Source organism: Paenibacillus agaridevorans (assembly GCF_003112455.1).
Lineage (GTDB): Bacteria > Bacillota > Bacilli > Paenibacillales > Paenibacillaceae > Pristimantibacillus > Pristimantibacillus agaridevorans.
The window spans coordinates 1-17,734 of the sequence record NZ_BDQX01000115.1; the positions used below are offsets into that span (position 1 = coordinate 1).

Genomic DNA, 17,734 nt, shown 5'->3' on the forward strand with positions numbered 1-17,734 from the left:
GAGGTACGGCAGCTCCTCTTCTTCGCAGAAGGAAACCGCAATGCCGCTATGTCCTGCGCGTCCCGTACGACCGATCCGGTGAACGTACGTCTCCGGTATGTTCGGCAGGTTGAAGTTGTATACATGCGACAGCTCCTCGATGTCGATGCCGCGAGCGGCAATATCCGTCGCCACGAGGACGCGTGTCGCGCCGTTCTTGAAGTTGTTCAGGGCGCCTTGGCGTGCGTTCTGCGACTTGTCGCCGTGGATCGCCTGCGCCGTAATCTTAACCCGGTTCAAGGCGCGAGCCACTCGGTCGGCGCCATGTTTCGTGCGGGTAAAAACAAGCGCCGAAGCGATCGACTCGTCGCCCAGCAGATCGGCAAGCAAGGCGATCTTGTTAGGCTTGTCGACAAAGTAGACGGATTGCTCGATGCGATCCACTGTCGACGATGCCGGTGTTACTTCGATCTTGGCTGGGTTGACCAGCAAAGAGTCGGCAAGCTTCGCGATCTCCGGCGGCATCGTCGCCGAGAACAGCATCGTCTGTTTCTTCGATGTAAGCTTGGCGACGATCTTCTTGACGTCGTTAATAAAGCCCATATCGAGCATCCGGTCGGCCTCGTCCAGCACGAGCACTTGTACCTTGGACAGATCGATAAGGCCTTGATTCATCAGGTCCATCAGCCTGCCCGGCGTTGCGATCAATATGTCGACTCCGCGCTCCAGCTTGCTCTCCTGTCCCTTCTGGGATACCCCTCCCACGATGGAGGTTGTCCGCAGCGGCGTATGGCGGCTGTATGCGAAGATGTTCTCCTCGATCTGAATCGCCAGCTCCCGCGTCGGCGTCAGAATAAGCGACCGGATCGGCCGGCGTTTGTGCGGAGGTTTCGGGCCCTCGCATAGCTGCTGAATGATCGGCAGCGAGAATGCCGCCGTCTTGCCCGTACCCGTCTGCGCGCAGCCAAGCACGTCCTTGCCGTGCAACGCGACCGGGATCGCCTGTTCTTGGATCGGCGTCGGCTGCGTCAATTGTTCTTCCTTCAAAGCCTGCAAAATTTCAGGCATTAATTGCAATTCATTGAAATTCATGTGTTCTCCTACATTCCTCAAGTATTTTGGTATGGGTGAGGGTCGTTCCTCACATCATACCACAATCGGGACGCTAGTGAGAACAATCCGTTATTTCCTTCTCTTTGCGAGCACAAGCTCCACCTTCCGAGGCTCCCCGGTCAATTGCAGCCGCAGGAACGCGACCTTGTCTCCGATCAGCTTCGCCGTAACGCCTTTCGAGACGGACAGCACCTCATAGCCCGATAGATCATCCCAATAAGCCAACCCCATCGGCATCGGCTTCCAGTAGCCGATCTCGAACGCCAGCGCAATCCTCTCTTCCGTCTTCTCATAGCCCGCAACAAACAGCCCCGGAGGTTTCTCTTCGAATTCATCGGCCATATTGCCCTGGCCCACATAACTGCGAAGCGTCCTCGGCACGCATTCGCCCTCCACGATCGCCAGCTGGCATTCCTTGTCGTAATACAGCAGCGTGCGCGGCCACGGCCCCGAGCCTGCTCCGCCCATCGTCAACGTATATTCGTTCGTCCCGGGCCGGATCAACGTATCTTGGGTCAGCATATAGGCCGGCGCCGTCTCTTCATTATGCTCGTGGTACAACTCCATTGCCCGAGGCACCGTCGTCAAGGTAATGGGATATTTCGTAATGTGGGCAAAAAAAAGTTCCAGCATATCCGCGCAAGCGTCTACATGCGAAGCCGGGAATACCGCAAAGCGCTCGCCGTATTCCATCTCGTGCGCCTCCTGCTGTTGGAGGAAAAACACCTGATCGTTGTGAGCCGTATTGTCCAAATAATTGGCAAATAGATTTTTCCAGTATTCGATGTCCTCGCCCGTACACAAACCTGCCCTCAGCACGTCGTTAGGGTCGGTCGAATAGATCACCGGGCTGCGGGAGTGGTACGTCAAGTTCAGATCCCGAGCCGTCCATTCGCAAGCGACAATCTTGCCCTTGCCGGAATGAGGCGCTTTGTAACGCTTGCCGTCTACGTACCAAGAGCCCCAGGGAATGCCCTTATGCGTAATGCCGTCCCACCATACCTGCTCCCAGCAGTATCCCCACATTCCCTGGAAATCAAGCTCCTCCAGGATTTCGATAACTTCGTTGCAGATTTTGCCCCGGCCCGCTACCTTCGTCTTTGCCCATGGGAAGGCACTCTCCACGATAGCCCATGCCTCTTCCAGCTTCGACTTGAACACCGACTTGTCCGCGCCGCAATCCTCGATGAAAAAGGGCGTCTGCAAAATCACGTTATCGCCGTACCGCTCATGCCAATCGTTGATCCTCTCCTTCAATACGGGCACGGACCCCTTGTTCACGATCCAGGTGACCGGCACCCCGTGCTTGTGGGCGATCGCGGCCGTCCGGTCGATGCCGTCGACGGCGACGCCCTTCCCCCAAGGCGTATCGTAATGCGCGGCATAGCTGACGAACGTGTAGATCAAATTTTGCGGTTTAACCATGCGGCTTCTCTCCTTTTTGAACGACCTCTCTAAGAAAGAAAGCTGTCCGAGGGGATCCGCCTGGACCCCCGGGACAGCCCCGTCTTCCATCAAAAAATTACTTCTGCGCAGCTTTCCAAGCGTCAACTTGCGTTTGAATTTCCGCTCTGACCTTCTCAATGCCCGCGTCTTCGAACTTCCGGTTGCGTTCTTCGAGCAATTTTACCGGATTCGCGATGCCGCCCGTACTGATTGCCTTGTACTCCGTCGCGATCGCGGTCAACTGCGTAATTTCATTTTTTACGTTGGTATCCTTAAAGACGAAGCCCAGAAGCGGAGAACGTTTCGCTTCATTGTTATACTGGATCCAGTTCGTGTAGAGGTCGTCCGGCTGACCCGGCTTCAAGTAATTGATCATTTGGTTGCCGATGACCCAGAACAGGCCGGTCGTGCCGTAGCCGGAATCCGCGATCGGCTCGATGCGGTTATCGCCTGTTTTTTTGTAATGCACGTCTTCTATGCCGTTAACGATCAGGTTGACCACGTAAGGGTCGGTATGCAGGTAGTTCAGCACCATCATGGCGCGCGCAGGATCCTTGGACGTGCGGGAGATGGAGAACATGGAGCCTGTCGTCAGATCCGTCGTAACGATTGGCTCGTCGATGACGTTCGATATAAATTCGAACTGGTTGTTCGTGGACAGATTAAGTTCGATGTCCGCGCCCGGCTTCCAGACCGCGTTTTGATACCAGATCTTGCCTTGCTTGCGCACATCCCCGATACTCGTGCTCGAAGTCGCCGCATCGCTGTTCGTGTAGCCCAGCTCATACCAGTTGCGGGCGCGTTCGAACTCGGATTTGTTGATATCGACGATCTGCTGGTCGAGCGCGGAGATGATGCTGATGTTGTCCGACTTCGTGTAATCGTAGAAGAACAAGGCCAGCTTGCCGGGAGTCGGTCCAACCGGACGGTAGTTGGAGTTTTGCTCGTACATGGCGCCGTCTCCGCCGCCGCCGGATACGAAGTTCGGGATGATGTCCGGCTCGCTTTCTTTGATGACCTTCATCCACGGTTCGAGATCCGCTGTCGTTTTGATGGATTCCAGCGGGATTTGATACTTGTCGACGATATCTTTGCGCATCGTAATGGCCCGGCTTTGCGTAATTTCTTTGTTCGTCGGAACGGCGTACAGTTTGCCGTCCAGGCGCGGCGCTTCCAGATAGAGCGGATTCAACTGTTCCTTAATGCCCGCGCCATACTGCTCCAGCAGTTCGTCCAGCTCGATAAATGCGCCCTTCGTTACATTGGAGAAGAAGTCCAGCCAGGAAGCCGTGAACACAAGGTCCATCTTCTCGCCGCTGTTCATCATCAGCTCCGTTTTTTGTTTGTATTCGGCTCCTACAATCGGATTCAGCTTCACGGTAGCGTTAATTTTTTCTCTAAAAAACTCGTTCAGTTTCTCTTCGACCAATGCAACGTCGCGCTCCGGTTTACCATGGTATGTGATAGATACCTCATACGGCTCGAGCTCGGGCTCCTTCGCCCCTTCCGTTGCAGCCGGCGCTTTCGTCGCCTCCGCGCTCTGGGTAGGTTCCGCCGTGCCGCTGTTGCCCGAACACGCTTGAAGCAACATCGTCATAAGAAGTCCAAGCGCGATCAGAATAGGCATACCCCGTTTTCTTTGTTTCATGTTTACCCTCCTCGTTAGTGAGAAACGTCAACTTGCTTATATAGAACGATCGCCCCCCAAGGCGCCTAAGGCGGTGATCGAAGCTACCAACCTTGCCGGCGGATCAGCCTTTGACCGCGCCCACCGTCAAACCTTTGACAAAATACTTCTGAAAGAACGGATACACGAGCAGGATCGGCCCCATGCCGACGACCGCCATCGCCATCTGCAGCGATTCATTCGGCAGCTCCTGCATCAAGGTCGGATTCTGTGCGGCCAGCTCGACGTTGTTTCGCAAATACTGTACGTCGTTTAATACCCTCATCATTAAATATTGCAGCGGATACTTGTCTTCGCTCGATATAAAGAGCAGGGCGTTGAACCAGTCGTTCCAGTAATGAATGGTGCTAAACAAAGCCATGGTCGCCAGAACGGGCAACGAAAGCGGCAGCACGATGCGGACGAATATTTTTATTTCGCCGGCCCCGTCGATTCTCGCGGATTCGATAAGAGCCGGGTGGATCGTCGTCTGGAAAAACGTCCGCATGATGATGACGTTAAACGGCACGATCAAGAGCGGCAAAATAAGCGATAGATAAGAATCTTTGATGCCAAGCACCTGCGTATAAACGAGGTACCGGCTCACGATGCCGCCGTTGAACAACATCGTAAAGAAGAGAAAAAACGTAAATGCGTTGCGGTAAGGATAATCGCTCCTCGAGATCGGGTAGGCGTACAGCGCCATCAGCATGACGCTGAGCACGGTGCCTGCCACGGTAATGCCGATGCTGACCGCATAGCCGCCGAACACCATCCCGTAATCCTTAAACAGGGAATCGTAAGCAATTAGAGAAAAGCGGCTTGGCAAGAAGCTGTAGCCATTTGATAAAATGGAATCGCCATGCGTAAAAGAGACGATGATGACAAGCAAGACGGGCAGCAAACAAATCAGCGACAGGATAATAAAAGCGATATTCAGGATGGCGCTCGAGAACGGGGTGAGACTGTTCTCTCTTCGGCTCGTTCGACTTAGCATAAGGTTCACCTCTCGTAATGTCTTCGCGGCGCTTAGCGTTAGAACAACGCTTGTTCCCTGTTGATTTTGCGTACGGCCGCGTTGGTTGCGATGACCATAATAAATCCGACTACCGCCTGCACAAGCGCCGCCGCGGAGGACATGCCGATATCGTTCATCTTCATCAGCGAGCGGTATACGTAGGTATCGACGACGTCGGTGACGGGATACAACGCTCCGGAATCCTGCGGCACTTGATAAAAGAGGCCGAAGTCCGCGCTGAAGATGCTGCCCATGGATAGAATCGTCATGATAATAATAATCGGCTGAATGGACGGCAGCGTAATATGAATCATTTGTTTCCACTTGGACGCTCCGTCGATAATCGCCGCCTCGTAATATTCGGGATCGATGCCGGCGATGGCCGCGATATAGATGACCGCGCCGATGCCGACTCCCTTCCAGGCGTTAACCAGAATCAGAATGTAAGGCCAAAACGCCTTCTCCGTGTACCAGTAGACGGGATCGATGCCGAACCACTTTAGCACCGTCATGTTCATAAAGCCGAAGTCGGGATGCAGGAACGCGTAAACCAGGTAGCTGACGACGACCATGGACAAGAAGTTGGGCATGATGATAAACGTCTGATAGCTCTTCGCCAGAAACTTCCTGCGCAGCTCGTTAATCGCGACCGCGATGCCGACGGACAAGACGAGATTGACGGCCATAAACGCCAGGCTGTACAAAATGGTGTTCCTCGTAATGCGGATCAGCGAGCCCGACGAGAACAGGAAGTCGAAGTTGGAGGTTCCCACCCAAGGGCTTCCGAAGATGCCGTCGATATAATTAATGTTCTTGAAGGCGATAAACACGCCGAACATCGGAAGATAGCTGTGTACCAGAATGACCAATGCCGTAGGGAGAAGCATGAACGTCAAATATTTATATTTCCACATTTGATGCAGCCATAGCGCGAACCCGGTTCGCTTTTTCCTGGGCATCGCCTCCGAGGCCGAGCCGCCCCGCTCTCTCATCGATTTCTCCATGTGTCCACTTCCTCTCTCATGAACCTAGTATAGGATGCGGACGGTCATAGAGCGATGATCTATTCCTTGATGAATGTGATGGATAATGAGTTGTCTTATAAAAATAAATCGAACGGAAATCGATACAAGCCCCAATAAAGAGTGCAGAGAGAAGGAGGGACAACGGATGGAACGCTCCATCGAACATTCAAAGCTCGCGGCCGAAGCGCTGGCCGGCAGCCGAGAAGCTTACAGCCGCTTGTATTCGGAAACCGTCAGGGAGGTTTACCAGACCGTTCGCTTCCTGGTCCGCGAAGCATCCGAGGCGGACGACGTCGTTCAGGATATTTATTTGGCGATGTTCCGTTCTTTTCCACGCTATGATCCCGCCCGGCCTTTTCGGCCTTGGCTTATGGGCATTGCGATGCGGCAAATCAGGAATCATCGAAGAAAGAGGTGGATGCAGCTTCGAATTGCAAAAAAAGCGGAAGCGGTGCAGCAAACGGCGGAATACGATTTTTCCGGCGACATTACAGATCGGCTATCCCGTAACTCCTTGGCGCAAAACGTGGAGAAGCTTCCTTACAAGCTGAAGCAGACTGTTATTTTGCATTATTTTCACGAATACACGCAGGAGGAGATCGCCCTGATTTTAGGCATTCCCCTGGGCACCGTCAAATCGCGTATTCATGCCGCTTTACAAACATTGCGCCGCAAGCGGCAGCTCGGGTTATTTCAAACGGGAAAGGTGGAGGAACTGCATGAATCTTGAACGGGAGCTTAGGGAGGAATTGCGGCTGCGCGCTTTGGAACAAACGGAGCCGTCGGCCTATCTCAAAGAATCCATTTGGAAAAAACAGATTGGGCAAAGGAGCAAACCTATGAAAAAATGGTTGATCGCGGGAGTTTTATCCGCCGTGCTATTGATTCCGACGGGTGCTTACGCCGGGTATACGTATTGGGCCGATACGATTTACGGTTCAAAGAAGCAAGCCGAGGGAATAGGCTTGAATGCCCAGCGTTACGAAGATTTGGAGAGAAGACTGGCGGAAACAAAGCAAAGCCTGGCCCCGGAGGATTTTGAGGAGTTTATGCTGCTGCTTCAAAACCTCGGCGGTCTGGTTCTGAAATACGGCAGCGACGGCGAAGCTCCGACTCCCGAGCAATTGTCGGACGCGGATTATGAAAGCTACCTCCATTGGACAAGCCGACTGGAGCCGCTGCTCGCAAAACTGAGCGAAGCGGAAGCTTCGCGCGATGCCGAAGAGCGCAATCAATTTGCGGACGAACTGTTGGCCATGGCCGAAAAAAAGCTGGACGGAGAGGAGTTGTCCGCGTTCGTCCAGCTTGTGCAGGCCATGCAAAAGTATGAAGCAAAGGTATCGGATAGCGACGGAAGCCTTCACATGGAGCGTCTCTCGCCGGCAGAACAGAAGGAATTGAGTCGCCTTCGCGAGGAAATCCAACCGTATTTTGAAAAACTGGGCATTGAAACGGCGCGAAACCATTCATAAAAGATAGAAGGGGTCGTCCCATAAGACTCAAAAAAAGTTGGGCGGAAAAACGCAATTCCGTCCAACTTTTTTACTTTTTTAGGAAAGTGGCGAGGCGGATGCCTGCCACTTAACATTCACCCAAAACCGGGGCGTCCAGCATTCCGTTTTCACTGAGCCGGCCTATTTGATGGACTGTGTATGAATTTTCATACACGTTTGGCCAGATGCCGGCTGTTTGGTGAATTGTATATGAATTTTCATACACGTTTGGCCAGATACCGGTCTGTTTGGTGGATTGTGTATGAATTTTCATACACGTTTGACCAGGAGCCGGCCTATTTGGTGGATTGTGTATGAATTTTCATACACGTTTGGCCAGGTGCCGGCCTATTTGGTGAATTGTGTATGATTTTTCTTTACCCATCAATAAGGAGTACTCGCGCAGGAGCCGCGTCGATTCCGGTTAGCTTGAGCGGTGCGACAATTAATGTATACGCTCCTGGCGGAACGTCTTGGAGTCTCAAACCTTCGACGATGACGATATTCCGCCCCATTAATGTACGGTGCGTAGGATAACCCGGCTGAGAGCGTTCAATCCCAAGTGCGTCTATCCCTACGAGCGACACATTCAATTCCGCCAGATAAGCCGCACCATCCTCGCGAAGGTAGATAAATTCGGGATCAAACGCTTCGGTGAAGGAATTGGCCGTTTTCAACAAAATCCTCTCCCCCTCTTGAATGTTGAACGGAAGCAGGTCCTGTCTGGCGATCTCTCCCCGGATCTTGGTTAAATCCAACACCCTTGCAGTTCCTACAAGCTGCTCCATGGTGATCGTTTCGATAGTTGCTCCATTTTCCAGCATATGTAACGGTGCATCCACATGCGTACCTGTGTGTACATTCAATGATATCTTGCTTTCATGAGGTTTGCCTTGTTGATGATTTTGGACATTTGTAATCGATGGCTGTTTATGTTCACTGTTTTTCCAAACCTGCATATCTTCTTTAATGGTCATGCTTATATCATAGATACGGCTCAAGCTTATCCCCCTTCATTCTACTCTCTTAGGCTTGTTTCTTTATTTATAGAGCGGACCATACGCCGTGCAGGCTCTGTAATCTGCGCCTTCAGGATCCTTGGTCCCGAAGGCGCTCCAGGAGCTTGGACGGAACAATTGCTTCACAGGTACATTATGCATATTGACCGGGATACGCAGCATGCTCGCCAGCGTAATCAAGTCTGCACCGATATGTCCGTAGGAGACAGCACAATGATTGGAACCCCAGTTCTCCATGACAGAATACACATCATCGAATACAGGATCATCCTTTATACGGTCAGGTACAAACCAAGTTGTAGGCCAGGTAGGAGTTGTCCGCTGATCAAGCCTGTCATGCATATCAGACGGCAATTCTACCGTGTAGCCTTGAGCTAGCTGCAGGACAGGACCAATCCCCTCGATCAGATTGATACGCACCATTGTAGCCGGCATTCCACCCTTGGTCGTATAGTCGGTCGAATAACCGCCTCCTGCGAATTGGTCCATGTAGGTAGGGCGCCAGGAAACAGCCTGCAGGCAATCTGTCACCTCATCATCTGTAAGATCCCAAAATGGTTTCATGGCCGGGTTACCATCGATCTTCTGCTCCCCTGTTCCATCTAGAGCCGCTGGACCCGAATTAATTAAATGTATAATGCCGTCTGCTGCAATTCCCGTTAACTGTTGCCCGGTAACCCGCTTTACCGCTTCGGGGCTCCAATATGTTCTTACATCAGCGAATACTTGAGCCGCATTAGTCAGCAAATGTCCAAACAGCATTGTGATCGCATTCAAGTTATCATTTTCTGTTGCAACAATATAGGGCTCCCTCGTCCCATTCCAATCAAAGGAGGAAGTTAGAATTGCTTCCAAGAAATCAGCGCTAGGATAATGGTCCGTCCATTCCCTCTGTCCCTGAAAGCCTGCAGCTATTGCATTATAGCCATATGCTTCCTCTTCCCAGCCAAGCGCCGCGAGCTTTGGATTTCCAATCATCAGGTCACGCGTGATGAGTGCCATCTTGATCACCGTTTCCCAATTGCGATCCTTTACAGACCTCTCGAGCCGCATCTCCTCCGGGTTGGGATCGTCTCCCTCTATACAATTCGCCTTCACCCAATCAAGCGCAGCCACGTATTCCTCCGGATCGAAGATGCCACGTTCTATACGTCTTGTCACCTCGGTCATATCGACATAAGCATTGCGCATTCCGAAATAATGCTGATAGAAGCTGTCATCCACAATACAACCTGCAATACCCATCGAAACCGAACCAATAGATAGATAGGATTTTCCTTTCAGCATAGCTACAACAAGACCCGCACGACTGAATCGGAGCAGCATGTCACTTACGTCCGCAGGTATTGAAGTGTCATCCAGATCCTTCACATCTCTACCATATATTTTGAATGCAGGAATCCCCTTCTGATTATGGGCCGCATGCAGCGCCGCCAAATACACAGCCCCCGGGCGCTCTGTTCCATTGAAGCCCCAGATAGCGTGAGGAATTTGCGGATCCAGCTCCATCGTCTCCAGGGGATAACACCAGCCTGACGCAACTGAAATCATGAGGCCAACGCCCTCTCTGGCAAATTGCGCGGAACAACGGGAAGCCTCGGTTACACCGGAAATCAATGTATCGCTAATGACGCAGCGCACCGGACTGCCATCCGGATGTCTAAGAGTCTCCGTCAGCAGTTGCGCCACATTGTGCGCAAGCTCCATCGTCATGTCCTTCAGCGCCGCCTTGACCAGTTTTCTGCGATCAATAATTGGACGTATTCCGATTGCGGGAAAACCGCCCGAGTAGCGATTTTGCAATGATATCATGCCTATCCCCCCAATCCTTCATGTGTGCCGGACAGACCATGTTTCTTCATCAAACTTTTAATAAAAGAAACTCCTTCACGAACGAGCGTATCTCCGTTGCTGGCCAGCCGCCTCCATACCCAAGTGTTCATGTTGTCGGTCACGTCCACGAACGACTCAAGCGCAGCATATCCTTTATAGTTCAACTCGCCAAGCGCACGGAACAGATCATCCCAATGGACAAGCCCCGTTCCAGGAATCCCCCGATCATTCTCGCAGAGATGATAGTGAATCAGGTCGGCTCCCGCGGCTTTTGTTGCTTCATAGAAGCTTTTTTCTTCCATATTCATATGATAAGTGTCCAGATGAATCTTAATATTCGGCTCTCCAATCATCGCTTTTAGCTTCAGCGCTTGCTCACATGTATTGACCAGATAGGTTTCATACCGGTTAACCGGCTCCAGTCCGATCTGTACACCATGGCTTTGAGCATAAATTGCAGCCTCACGAAGACACTCGGCTGCATAGCCCCATTCCTGTTCCTTTGGCGGCGCAGAGGCCGCCTTTACATGCTGCGAATAGACGACTCCCGAGAAATTGGTTTTCCCTATCGCAGCCGTCGCCGTAATACACTCTTTGAGATAGTCGACGCCCTTTCGTCGAATCGACGCATCCGTACTTGTTATATCGGTATCGCCGAGCAGCACAGTCGAGGTAACTGCGTCAAGTCCGGCATCCTCCAAGCGGCGCCTCACCGCTGCAGCATCAAACTTATCAAGCGTCATGAGCGGAATTTCAATAAAATCCAGCTCCAGCTCCTTTACCCTGTCAATTAAGTGCAGCGTTTCATTGCTCCAACGCGAACACCAGGCATAAGCGTGAATACCCAGTTTCATGATCCGGACACCTCCAAAAGATCGATAATATGCTGCGAAGCCATCATTCCCATATTATCAACGGCGTTAAGGGTAGACGCCGCGCAATGAGAGCTGATAATTAAATTATCAAGCTGCCGCAGTTGGGGATTGTTCGGCGGCTCCTGTTCGAAAACATCAATTCCAGCCCCCCAAATACGTCCGCTGCCAAGCGCTTCTATTAGCGCATCCTCATCGATTAGCCCGCCTCGTGCCGTATTGACAATGACCGCATTGGGCTTCATCCAGCCGAATGCCTCCCTGTTTATGACTCGTGCCGTTTTCTCGTTTAAAGGCATATGCAGACTAATAAAATCCGCCTCCTCCAGGAGCGACCTGATCGTATCGCAATAGCGAAGGCCCCGTTCCTGCGCAAACTCCTCATTGCGATATACATCATACGCAATGATCGTCATGCCAAAGCCCGCTGCCCTTCTCGCGACTGCCTGTCCAATGGCGCCAAGTCCGATTAACCCAAGCGTCTTCCCATACATATCAGTGGCAGTCACTGTCTTCCAATGATTAGAGCGGCACTGTCTGTCGATGTATGCTACCTTTCTGGCTGTTGCGAGCATCAAAGCAAAGGTGTAGTCCGCAACGGCCTCGGTATTGGCTCCTGTTGTCACTGTAACCGGAATGCCGGTTTGCCTAGCGTATTCTAGATCAATATTGTCTGTGCCAACTCCATATTTAGAAATCGCTTTCAGCTTTGAGGCGCTTGCCAGTACATCGCGGTCAAGCGGATCCACTCCTACAATGACACCATCCACATCCGCTATCAATTGCTGCATTTCCGCCTTGCTTAATATGCGTCCATATGGATTAGCTATAATTTCAAATCCGTGTGCCCGCAGCATCTCGATCGGCATCATGCTGTTTTTCCCGAAAGAACGCGGCGTTACCAGCACCTTTTTCCTTTTGCTCATCGCCGATCCCTCCCCGTCACCATTATTTCCATTTGGGATTGTCCAACAAAACGACCTCTTTGTTCTGCTCTACGACTATATTACGGTATCCCTTCGTTTCAATCGTCCCGTAATCATGGCCCGCATCCGCGCGAAATACATAAAAAGTAATCAACGGCTCATCGCCCGTATTGATGCTTCGATGCGCATACCTTCCGGGCACGTAAACAGCCTTCCCCGGCGTAAATTCCTGAACGTCGCATTGGCCCTCCGGATTTTCCATCAGCATCAAGCCTTTGCCCCCGATGCAATAATAAACCTCTGCCGTATCCAATATCGTATGGAAATGTCCTTTGGTCATATAAAACTCATTGCCCACCTTGCCCGGATATACAATACTTGTTCCGAAGGCCAAATTGCCGTCCGACTCAGGGATGCCGAGCTCATGAAATTCGTATACAAGCGGATCTGATCCTTGCATGAGTTGATCCAACGCCTCATCATCCGCATACATGCCTTTCATTTGCGACAGGTAGCGCTTCAGAGATGGCCTAGTATTGGAAAGTCCATTATTAAGGCTGAAATATACAGTAAAAGGCGAAAGCGGGTTCGTCATGATATCCGCTCCGGAATAAGCTGCTGCCATTAAGATTTGCCCCCTTCCTGGTTGCTGGCATTTCGCAATTCCATAGCGATACGTTCCAATCGTTCGAACCTTTCGCCTTCAATACTCGTGTGGAATACTTCTGCAATGACCTGGGTCCAGCCATGAATAAAATAAATCCAGCCATCCTCTACCCGCAACTGTTTGCCGGCCTGCTGAGACAACGCCTGATGTTTAAAATCGAGCTCCCCCCGGTAATTCAGCTCCCATACCAGACCATTCATAGGGAATTCCGCATGATCCGTCAGCGGCGAGCCCGGTCGATCCTTGCCGAGCCCTGTAGCGTTAACGATAAGCGAGCCCGGCGGCATCTCGGCAAGCACCCGATCATTGTCAAGCGGCTCGGGACAAAGCCGGTATTCGAACTTAACAGGCGTCTCTATTCGGCCAAGCAATTGCTCCGCTGCATGGAGCCGTTGCTGACTGCGGTTGGTAATAATAATCCGCTCCGGCACATTGCTCCCATGGTCCCTCTTCGTCAAATAGCCGGCAATCGCCAATGCGCTTCCGCCCGCTCCCATAATCATTGCTTGACCCTTGCTGGTCTCCCAATGCCGCGCAGGAACAAACGCCTCCAACGACAGTCCGCTAGAAATGGGATCCTTGGCATGTCCGGCTAGCGATTCTCCATTTTTTGAGATCGAGGAAACCTCCTCGAACATATCGGCATAATCATCAAGCGTATCAAACAAATCCTTGGCTGCATGGTACAAATCAATTTTGTGCGTCGTGACCAGTGCCCCGAGCGAAAGCGGATCCCTCTTAATAAAATCAACCGCTTGCCGGTACAATTCCGGATCGGCATGGATGCCAATATCAATGCCCTTTATTTGCGCATCCTTTAATCCCAACTCTTCCGCCCATAGCGGAAACAAGTTCATAATCGATGACTGGCCAGTCGTCACTCCGATGAAATACATGGTCGGTCGTACAGCCTTTTCCGGTAGCTTCATCCTCATCCCCCAACTTCTTGTTCCAGTTGCTGATATAAATCATTCATTACATTAAGCGTTTTTAAATAATGACTGGCATATCTTTCGTATTGCCTGCGCTTCCCTGGATCAGGGTAATAGCTTTGAGTGGCAACGGTGAGTCCTGCAACAGAATCGGCAATGTTGGCAATCATCCCGGTCCCCTTGCCAACCAATAACGCCCCCGCAAGCAGCGATGAATCAACCGTGTTCAAGACCCGATATGGAATGCCAAGCACATCCGCTTTAATTTGATTAAACACGGAGCTGCGAGCGCCTCCGCCCGTCACGCGAACTTCCTCATAATCAGCCTTGCCAATGAGCTGCTCCAGCGTGTTCAAGTAATACTTGTATTCATAAGCGATTGCCTCCAGCATAGAGCGGAACAAATCCCCCTTGTCATGGGCAAAATCCAGACCGCTCCAACTCCCCTTCATAGACGATTGGTTGGGACAAACCCGTCCACCGTAATGCGGAATAAACATTAGTCCCCCACTGCCTGGCTGTTTGACGGAAGCGAGCTGATTTAGCTCGTCGTAGTTGCTGCCCGTCTGTTTCCTAAGCCAAGACAAGCAGCCGCCGCCTCCATTGATATAGGCCAGAGGAGTCCATAATTCCGGCAGTACGGATCGGGCATAAATCAAAGTTTTCCCTCCCACGTCCGGCTTGTATTGATCCACGCAGCAGGACAACACGGAAGCCGTCCCCGCCACATCAAACAATTGACCGGAGCTGACAATGCCTGCCCCCAGGATAGACGCCGCCGTATCTCCGCAGCCGGCTACAATCGGAGAACCTTGCGCTAATCCCGTTAGCTGGGCATATCGAGAGCTTAGACCGCCTATGACCTCCCATGGCCGCACTATACGCGGCATCTTCGCCTTGTCGATATCAAAGGCCTGCAGCAAAAGATCCGACCACGCTTCCTTCTCCACATCCGCAAATCCGGTAAAATGAAGATGTGTATGGTCGATAAAAGCATCCTCCGCTTTTAATTCAGCCAGCTTCCCTGCAATATAAGCGCTTGGCACCAGAAACTTGGCGATTCGGTTATAGATCTCCGATTGTTCCCTACGCCACCAGATTATCTTAGGTCCGTGCGCATACGTGACCGGGCATCCCGTTATACGTATGTATTCTTCCTCGCCCCACTCCTTGATCAGAGGCATTGTTGCTTCACAACGGCGATCCAGCCAAGAATCAAAAGGCATGACCGTATTCCAGTCCTCGTCAATCCCCAATATGCCGGCCATCTGCCCGTCAATGCCGATACCTGCGATTTGCTCTTGCTTGACGCCGCTTTGCTCTACGACAGAGCGTATGCCTCTAACAACCGATGCCAGCATTTCCTCCGGATCCTGTTCCACCAGCCCGTTGCCGCCCCTAATTAATTGAGATGGGATAAATGCGGTAGCCTGATGGGTACCGTCGAACGCAACTAACGCCACCTTGGTGCCCTGTGTCCCCACATCCGCCGCAATCGCATAATTCGTCCGCGCACTGCTGCTCATCCTCGATAAATGCCTCCTAGTCAAATGAGATTAGTGTTTTGATGCCTTGCGAGCTTCCCGCATAACTTAGCGCATCTTTGAACTGTTCGATCGGGTATCGGGCGGAAATAAGCGGATTAACATCGATAATTCCGTTTGCTATAAATTGCAGCGTTTTGCGAAAATGATGATTGTTGGCTTTCGTCGTTCCCGTTACCATCAATTGCTTGTAGTGAATCGCATTGGTGTTCAAGTTCACCATTTGTCTATCTTTGGGCAGGCCTCCAAAAAAATTGATTCTGCCATTCATTGCCGCAAGTTCCACCGCAAGCTGTTGCGCTTCAGGCGAAGGATTGGCCGTAACGCACATATCAATTCCTTTACCTTCGGACAGCTCGTAGATCCTTTCTTGGATCCCTTCCGGCCCAACCGGTATAAAGGTAGAATCAACCTCCTTGCAGATACGAAGACGATCAGGAGAACGGTTATTGATAAATACTTTCCCCGCCCCAGACATCTTTGCTAACATCGCGTACATCAGGCCGATAGGCCCGGCGCCTATAATAAGCACATTATCTCCGGGATTAACAGGACATTGTTTAATCCCGTTGTAGACACAGGACAATGGCTCATTCAAAGCTGCGGCATCGTCACTCACATTGTCCGGAATCCTTACAATATTCCCGAATCGAATTGCTTGCTCCGGGATGCGAACATATTCTGCAAAGCCGCCATCCGACTGAATGCCAAGCGCTGTATAGTCCCGGCATAGATGCTGATCCCCCTGTACGCATAAATCGCAAATCCCGCATCCCATGTTCGGCGCGACAGTTACTCGCATGCCTTCACTGTAGCCTTCTACCGCACTGCCGACCTCGGCAATGATACCGCTGAACTCATGCCCAAGCGTTCTCGGACTGTCAGCTGTTACACCTGGAAACCCGTTTTTGATCATCCTCATATCCGTTCCGCATATACCCGCCCGTTTCACCTTGATCAATAGCTCGCGTTCATTGATAGTGGGTACCGGAACCTCTGCAATTCGAATAACGTTCTTTTCATATAATCGGACCGCCTTCATTGTATGCCCCCCTTCCTGTCAATCTAATTTAACAACCGATCCCGAGCCAATCGACCGGTTACCCGCTTCCACAACCTTTACAGCCATCTTGCCATCATATCCCGTCACTCTCGGATTCCTTCCTTCGAGGATCGAAGCTATAAAGTCGGTATCCTCCGCCAAATAAGCTTCCTTGAACAGGGAACGCCAGCTATTCATAAATGGGCGTTTCAATTGATGGTCGCGTCCCGCAACCACTATGGACTTCTCGTGTGTCTGCCCTAGAAAAATAACGCCCTCAGTCCCGACTACCTCCACCCTGCTGTCATAGCCGTACTGAACATAGAGCGCTCCGTCGATGCTTCCTTGTTTGCCGTCGCTGAATTTGGCCGTTAAGGCAACGCTGTCATAAAAGTCAGGGTATTCATGACGAATCTCCCGGTTGCGGAAATTGCCCCCCGTAGCATATACCTCCGAGATCTCCGATTCGGCAAACCATCTGAGCGTATCAATGTCATGACTGTTGACTTCTGCCAATGGACCGTTGCTTTTCTTTAAATCGTACATCCATGGCATAGGTTTGCTTGGTCCTCGCGTCAACGATTTCACCAACACAACCTCGCCTATGGCCCCACTGTCAATCTGCCTTTTTGCTTCAATAAAGCTATCGTCGAATCGACGCATGAAGGCCATCTGAAGAGTAACCCCTGCCGATTCGCATGCGGCTATCATTTCATCGCATTCTTGCTCGTTCATCGCCATGGGCTTTTCGCACAATACATGTTTCCCTGCCCGTGCAGCCGCAACAACAATTTCCTTATGATAGATAGTAGGGGTTACAACCACCACCGCGTCAATATCCTGATCATCCAATGCCTGAGTGTAATCTGTATAGTATCGATTAATCTCTAATTCGTGTATCGCCTTCTCTGCAGCTTCCTGACTTGGGTCCACAACGGCTACAAGTCTTGCGAACGGAACATTTTTACGAAAATGATGTGCATGAATCAATCCTGCCCGGCCCGCTCCAATGACACAAATCCCGATTTCACTCTTCGAATTCATTGCGTATGCCACCCTCATTTTTATTATCGTTTATTATCTTTCACAATCATATGTTATCGATCGCTCGGCATTGATGTGTCGGTCGAGGCGACAGAGAACTAACAGGAGCCATCCC

At 51.4% G+C, this 17,734-nt stretch carries 16 protein-coding genes; 2 read left to right on the plus strand and 14 right to left on the minus strand.

The genetic code is table 11. The features are described 5' to 3' along the window. From PAT3040_RS12035 to PAT3040_RS12055, 5 genes are all read right to left on the minus strand, one after another. Positions 1-1,071, minus strand: a 1,071-nt coding sequence (locus PAT3040_RS12035) for a DEAD/DEAH box helicase (protein WP_108992846.1), incomplete at its 3' end; no start/stop codon positions are given. A gap of 90 nt (positions 1,072-1,161) precedes the next feature. After that, on the minus strand, positions 1,162-2,517 hold the full coding sequence (locus PAT3040_RS12040) for a hypothetical protein (protein WP_108992847.1): 1,356 nt from the start codon (positions 2,515-2,517) through the stop codon (positions 1,162-1,164). A gap of 97 nt (positions 2,518-2,614) precedes the next feature. After that, entirely contained in the window at positions 2,615-4,186 is a 1,572-nt protein-coding gene (locus tag PAT3040_RS12045; RefSeq protein ID WP_108992848.1) for an ABC transporter substrate-binding protein, read from the minus strand. A 103-nt stretch (positions 4,187-4,289) separates the two neighbouring features. Continuing rightward, positions 4,290-5,201 (minus strand): carbohydrate ABC transporter permease, encoded by a 912-nt coding sequence (locus PAT3040_RS12050; RefSeq protein WP_108992849.1) that lies wholly within the window; start codon positions 5,199-5,201, stop codon positions 4,290-4,292. A gap of 38 nt (positions 5,202-5,239) precedes the next feature. Beyond that, entirely contained in the window at positions 5,240-6,226 is a 987-nt protein-coding gene (locus tag PAT3040_RS12055) for an ABC transporter permease (RefSeq protein ID WP_258234953.1), read from the minus strand. Positions 6,227-6,392: 166 nt separating this feature from the next. Between PAT3040_RS12055 and PAT3040_RS12060 the strand changes: the two genes are divergently transcribed. Beyond that, the gene (locus PAT3040_RS12060; protein ID WP_108992850.1) at positions 6,393-6,977 is read left to right on the plus strand and encodes a sigma-70 family RNA polymerase sigma factor; all 585 of its coding nucleotides are present in this window, start codon (positions 6,393-6,395) and stop codon (positions 6,975-6,977) included. 109 nt (positions 6,978-7,086) lie between these two features. Further along, positions 7,087-7,719 (plus strand): DUF3600 domain-containing protein, encoded by a 633-nt coding sequence (locus tag PAT3040_RS12065; protein ID WP_181376579.1) that lies wholly within the window; start codon positions 7,087-7,089, stop codon positions 7,717-7,719. 398 nt (positions 7,720-8,117) lie between these two features. On the opposite strand, the gene PAT3040_RS12070 is transcribed toward PAT3040_RS12065, so the two are convergent. Genes PAT3040_RS12070 through PAT3040_RS12110 form a run of 9 tightly spaced genes read right to left on the minus strand, consistent with a single transcriptional unit; the run spans position 8,118 to position 17,619 of the window. Beyond that, entirely contained in the window at positions 8,118-8,741 is a 624-nt protein-coding gene (locus tag PAT3040_RS12070; protein WP_108992852.1) for a cyclase family protein, read from the minus strand. A gap of 39 nt (positions 8,742-8,780) precedes the next feature. Next, the gene (locus PAT3040_RS12075; RefSeq protein WP_108992853.1) at positions 8,781-10,571 is read right to left on the minus strand and encodes an L-fucose isomerase; all 1,791 of its coding nucleotides are present in this window, start codon (positions 10,569-10,571) and stop codon (positions 8,781-8,783) included. Positions 10,572-10,573: 2 nt separating this feature from the next. Then, positions 10,574-11,446 (minus strand): sugar phosphate isomerase/epimerase family protein, encoded by an 873-nt coding sequence (locus tag PAT3040_RS12080; protein WP_108992854.1) that lies wholly within the window; start codon positions 11,444-11,446, stop codon positions 10,574-10,576. Next, entirely contained in the window at positions 11,443-12,390 is a 948-nt protein-coding gene (locus PAT3040_RS12085; RefSeq protein ID WP_108992855.1) for a phosphoglycerate dehydrogenase, read from the minus strand. The genes PAT3040_RS12080 and PAT3040_RS12085 overlap by 4 nt, the downstream gene beginning before the upstream one ends. Positions 12,391-12,412: 22 nt before the next feature. Continuing rightward, positions 12,413-13,015 carry a glucose-6-phosphate isomerase gene (locus tag PAT3040_RS12090; RefSeq protein ID WP_258234954.1) on the minus strand — a complete coding sequence of 201 codons (603 nt, stop codon included), beginning with the start codon at positions 13,013-13,015 and terminating at the stop codon, positions 12,413-12,415. Next, complete coding sequence (locus PAT3040_RS12095) at positions 13,015-13,986, minus strand: shikimate dehydrogenase family protein (RefSeq protein WP_108992856.1); 972 nt, start codon at positions 13,984-13,986, stop codon at positions 13,015-13,017. Before PAT3040_RS12095 ends, PAT3040_RS12090 begins: the two co-directional genes overlap by 1 nt. A 2-nt stretch (positions 13,987-13,988) precedes the next feature. Continuing rightward, on the minus strand, positions 13,989-15,515 hold the full coding sequence (locus PAT3040_RS12100; RefSeq protein ID WP_108992857.1) for a xylulokinase: 1,527 nt from the start codon (positions 15,513-15,515) through the stop codon (positions 13,989-13,991). A gap of 16 nt (positions 15,516-15,531) precedes the next feature. Further along, positions 15,532-16,575 carry a zinc-dependent dehydrogenase gene (locus tag PAT3040_RS12105; RefSeq protein ID WP_108992858.1) on the minus strand — a complete coding sequence of 348 codons (1,044 nt, stop codon included), beginning with the start codon at positions 16,573-16,575 and terminating at the stop codon, positions 15,532-15,534. Between the two features lie 18 nt (positions 16,576-16,593). Further along, positions 16,594-17,619 (minus strand): Gfo/Idh/MocA family oxidoreductase, encoded by a 1,026-nt coding sequence (locus tag PAT3040_RS12110; protein ID WP_108992859.1) that lies wholly within the window; start codon positions 17,617-17,619, stop codon positions 16,594-16,596. Between the last annotated feature and the right edge of the window lie 115 nt (positions 17,620-17,734).

Bases quoted from the DNA above. Each gene is read 5' to 3' on its own strand.
- PAT3040_RS12040 (WP_108992847.1), bottom strand. From the start codon at position 2,517: ATGGTTAAACCGCAAAATTTGATCTACACGTTCGTCAGCTATGCCGCG.
- PAT3040_RS12045 (WP_108992848.1), bottom strand. From the start codon at position 4,186: ATGAAACAAAGAAAACGGGGTATGCCTATTCTGATCGCGCTTGGACTT.
- PAT3040_RS12050 (WP_108992849.1), bottom strand. From the start codon at position 5,201: ATGCTAAGTCGAACGAGCCGAAGAGAGAACAGTCTCACCCCGTTCTCG.
- PAT3040_RS12055 (WP_258234953.1), bottom strand. From the start codon at position 6,226: ATGGAGAAATCGATGAGAGAGCGGGGCGGCTCGGCCTCGGAGGCGATG.
- PAT3040_RS12060 (WP_108992850.1), top strand. From the start codon at position 6,393: ATGGAACGCTCCATCGAACATTCAAAGCTCGCGGCCGAAGCGCTGGCC.
- PAT3040_RS12065 (WP_181376579.1), top strand. From the start codon at position 7,087: ATGAAAAAATGGTTGATCGCGGGAGTTTTATCCGCCGTGCTATTGATT.
- PAT3040_RS12075 (WP_108992853.1), bottom strand. From the start codon at position 10,571: ATGATATCATTGCAAAATCGCTACTCGGGCGGTTTTCCCGCAATCGGA.
- PAT3040_RS12080 (WP_108992854.1), bottom strand. From the start codon at position 11,446: ATGAAACTGGGTATTCACGCTTATGCCTGGTGTTCGCGTTGGAGCAAT.
- PAT3040_RS12085 (WP_108992855.1), bottom strand. From the start codon at position 12,390: ATGAGCAAAAGGAAAAAGGTGCTGGTAACGCCGCGTTCTTTCGGGAAA.
- PAT3040_RS12090 (WP_258234954.1), bottom strand. From the start codon at position 13,015: ATGGCAGCAGCTTATTCCGGAGCGGATATCATGACGAACCCGCTTTCG.
- PAT3040_RS12095 (WP_108992856.1), bottom strand. From the start codon at position 13,986: ATGAAGCTACCGGAAAAGGCTGTACGACCGACCATGTATTTCATCGGA.
- PAT3040_RS12100 (WP_108992857.1), bottom strand. From the start codon at position 15,515: ATGAGCAGCAGTGCGCGGACGAATTATGCGATTGCGGCGGATGTGGGG.
- PAT3040_RS12105 (WP_108992858.1), bottom strand. From the start codon at position 16,575: ATGAAGGCGGTCCGATTATATGAAAAGAACGTTATTCGAATTGCAGAG.
- PAT3040_RS12110 (WP_108992859.1), bottom strand. From the start codon at position 17,619: ATGAATTCGAAGAGTGAAATCGGGATTTGTGTCATTGGAGCGGGCCGG.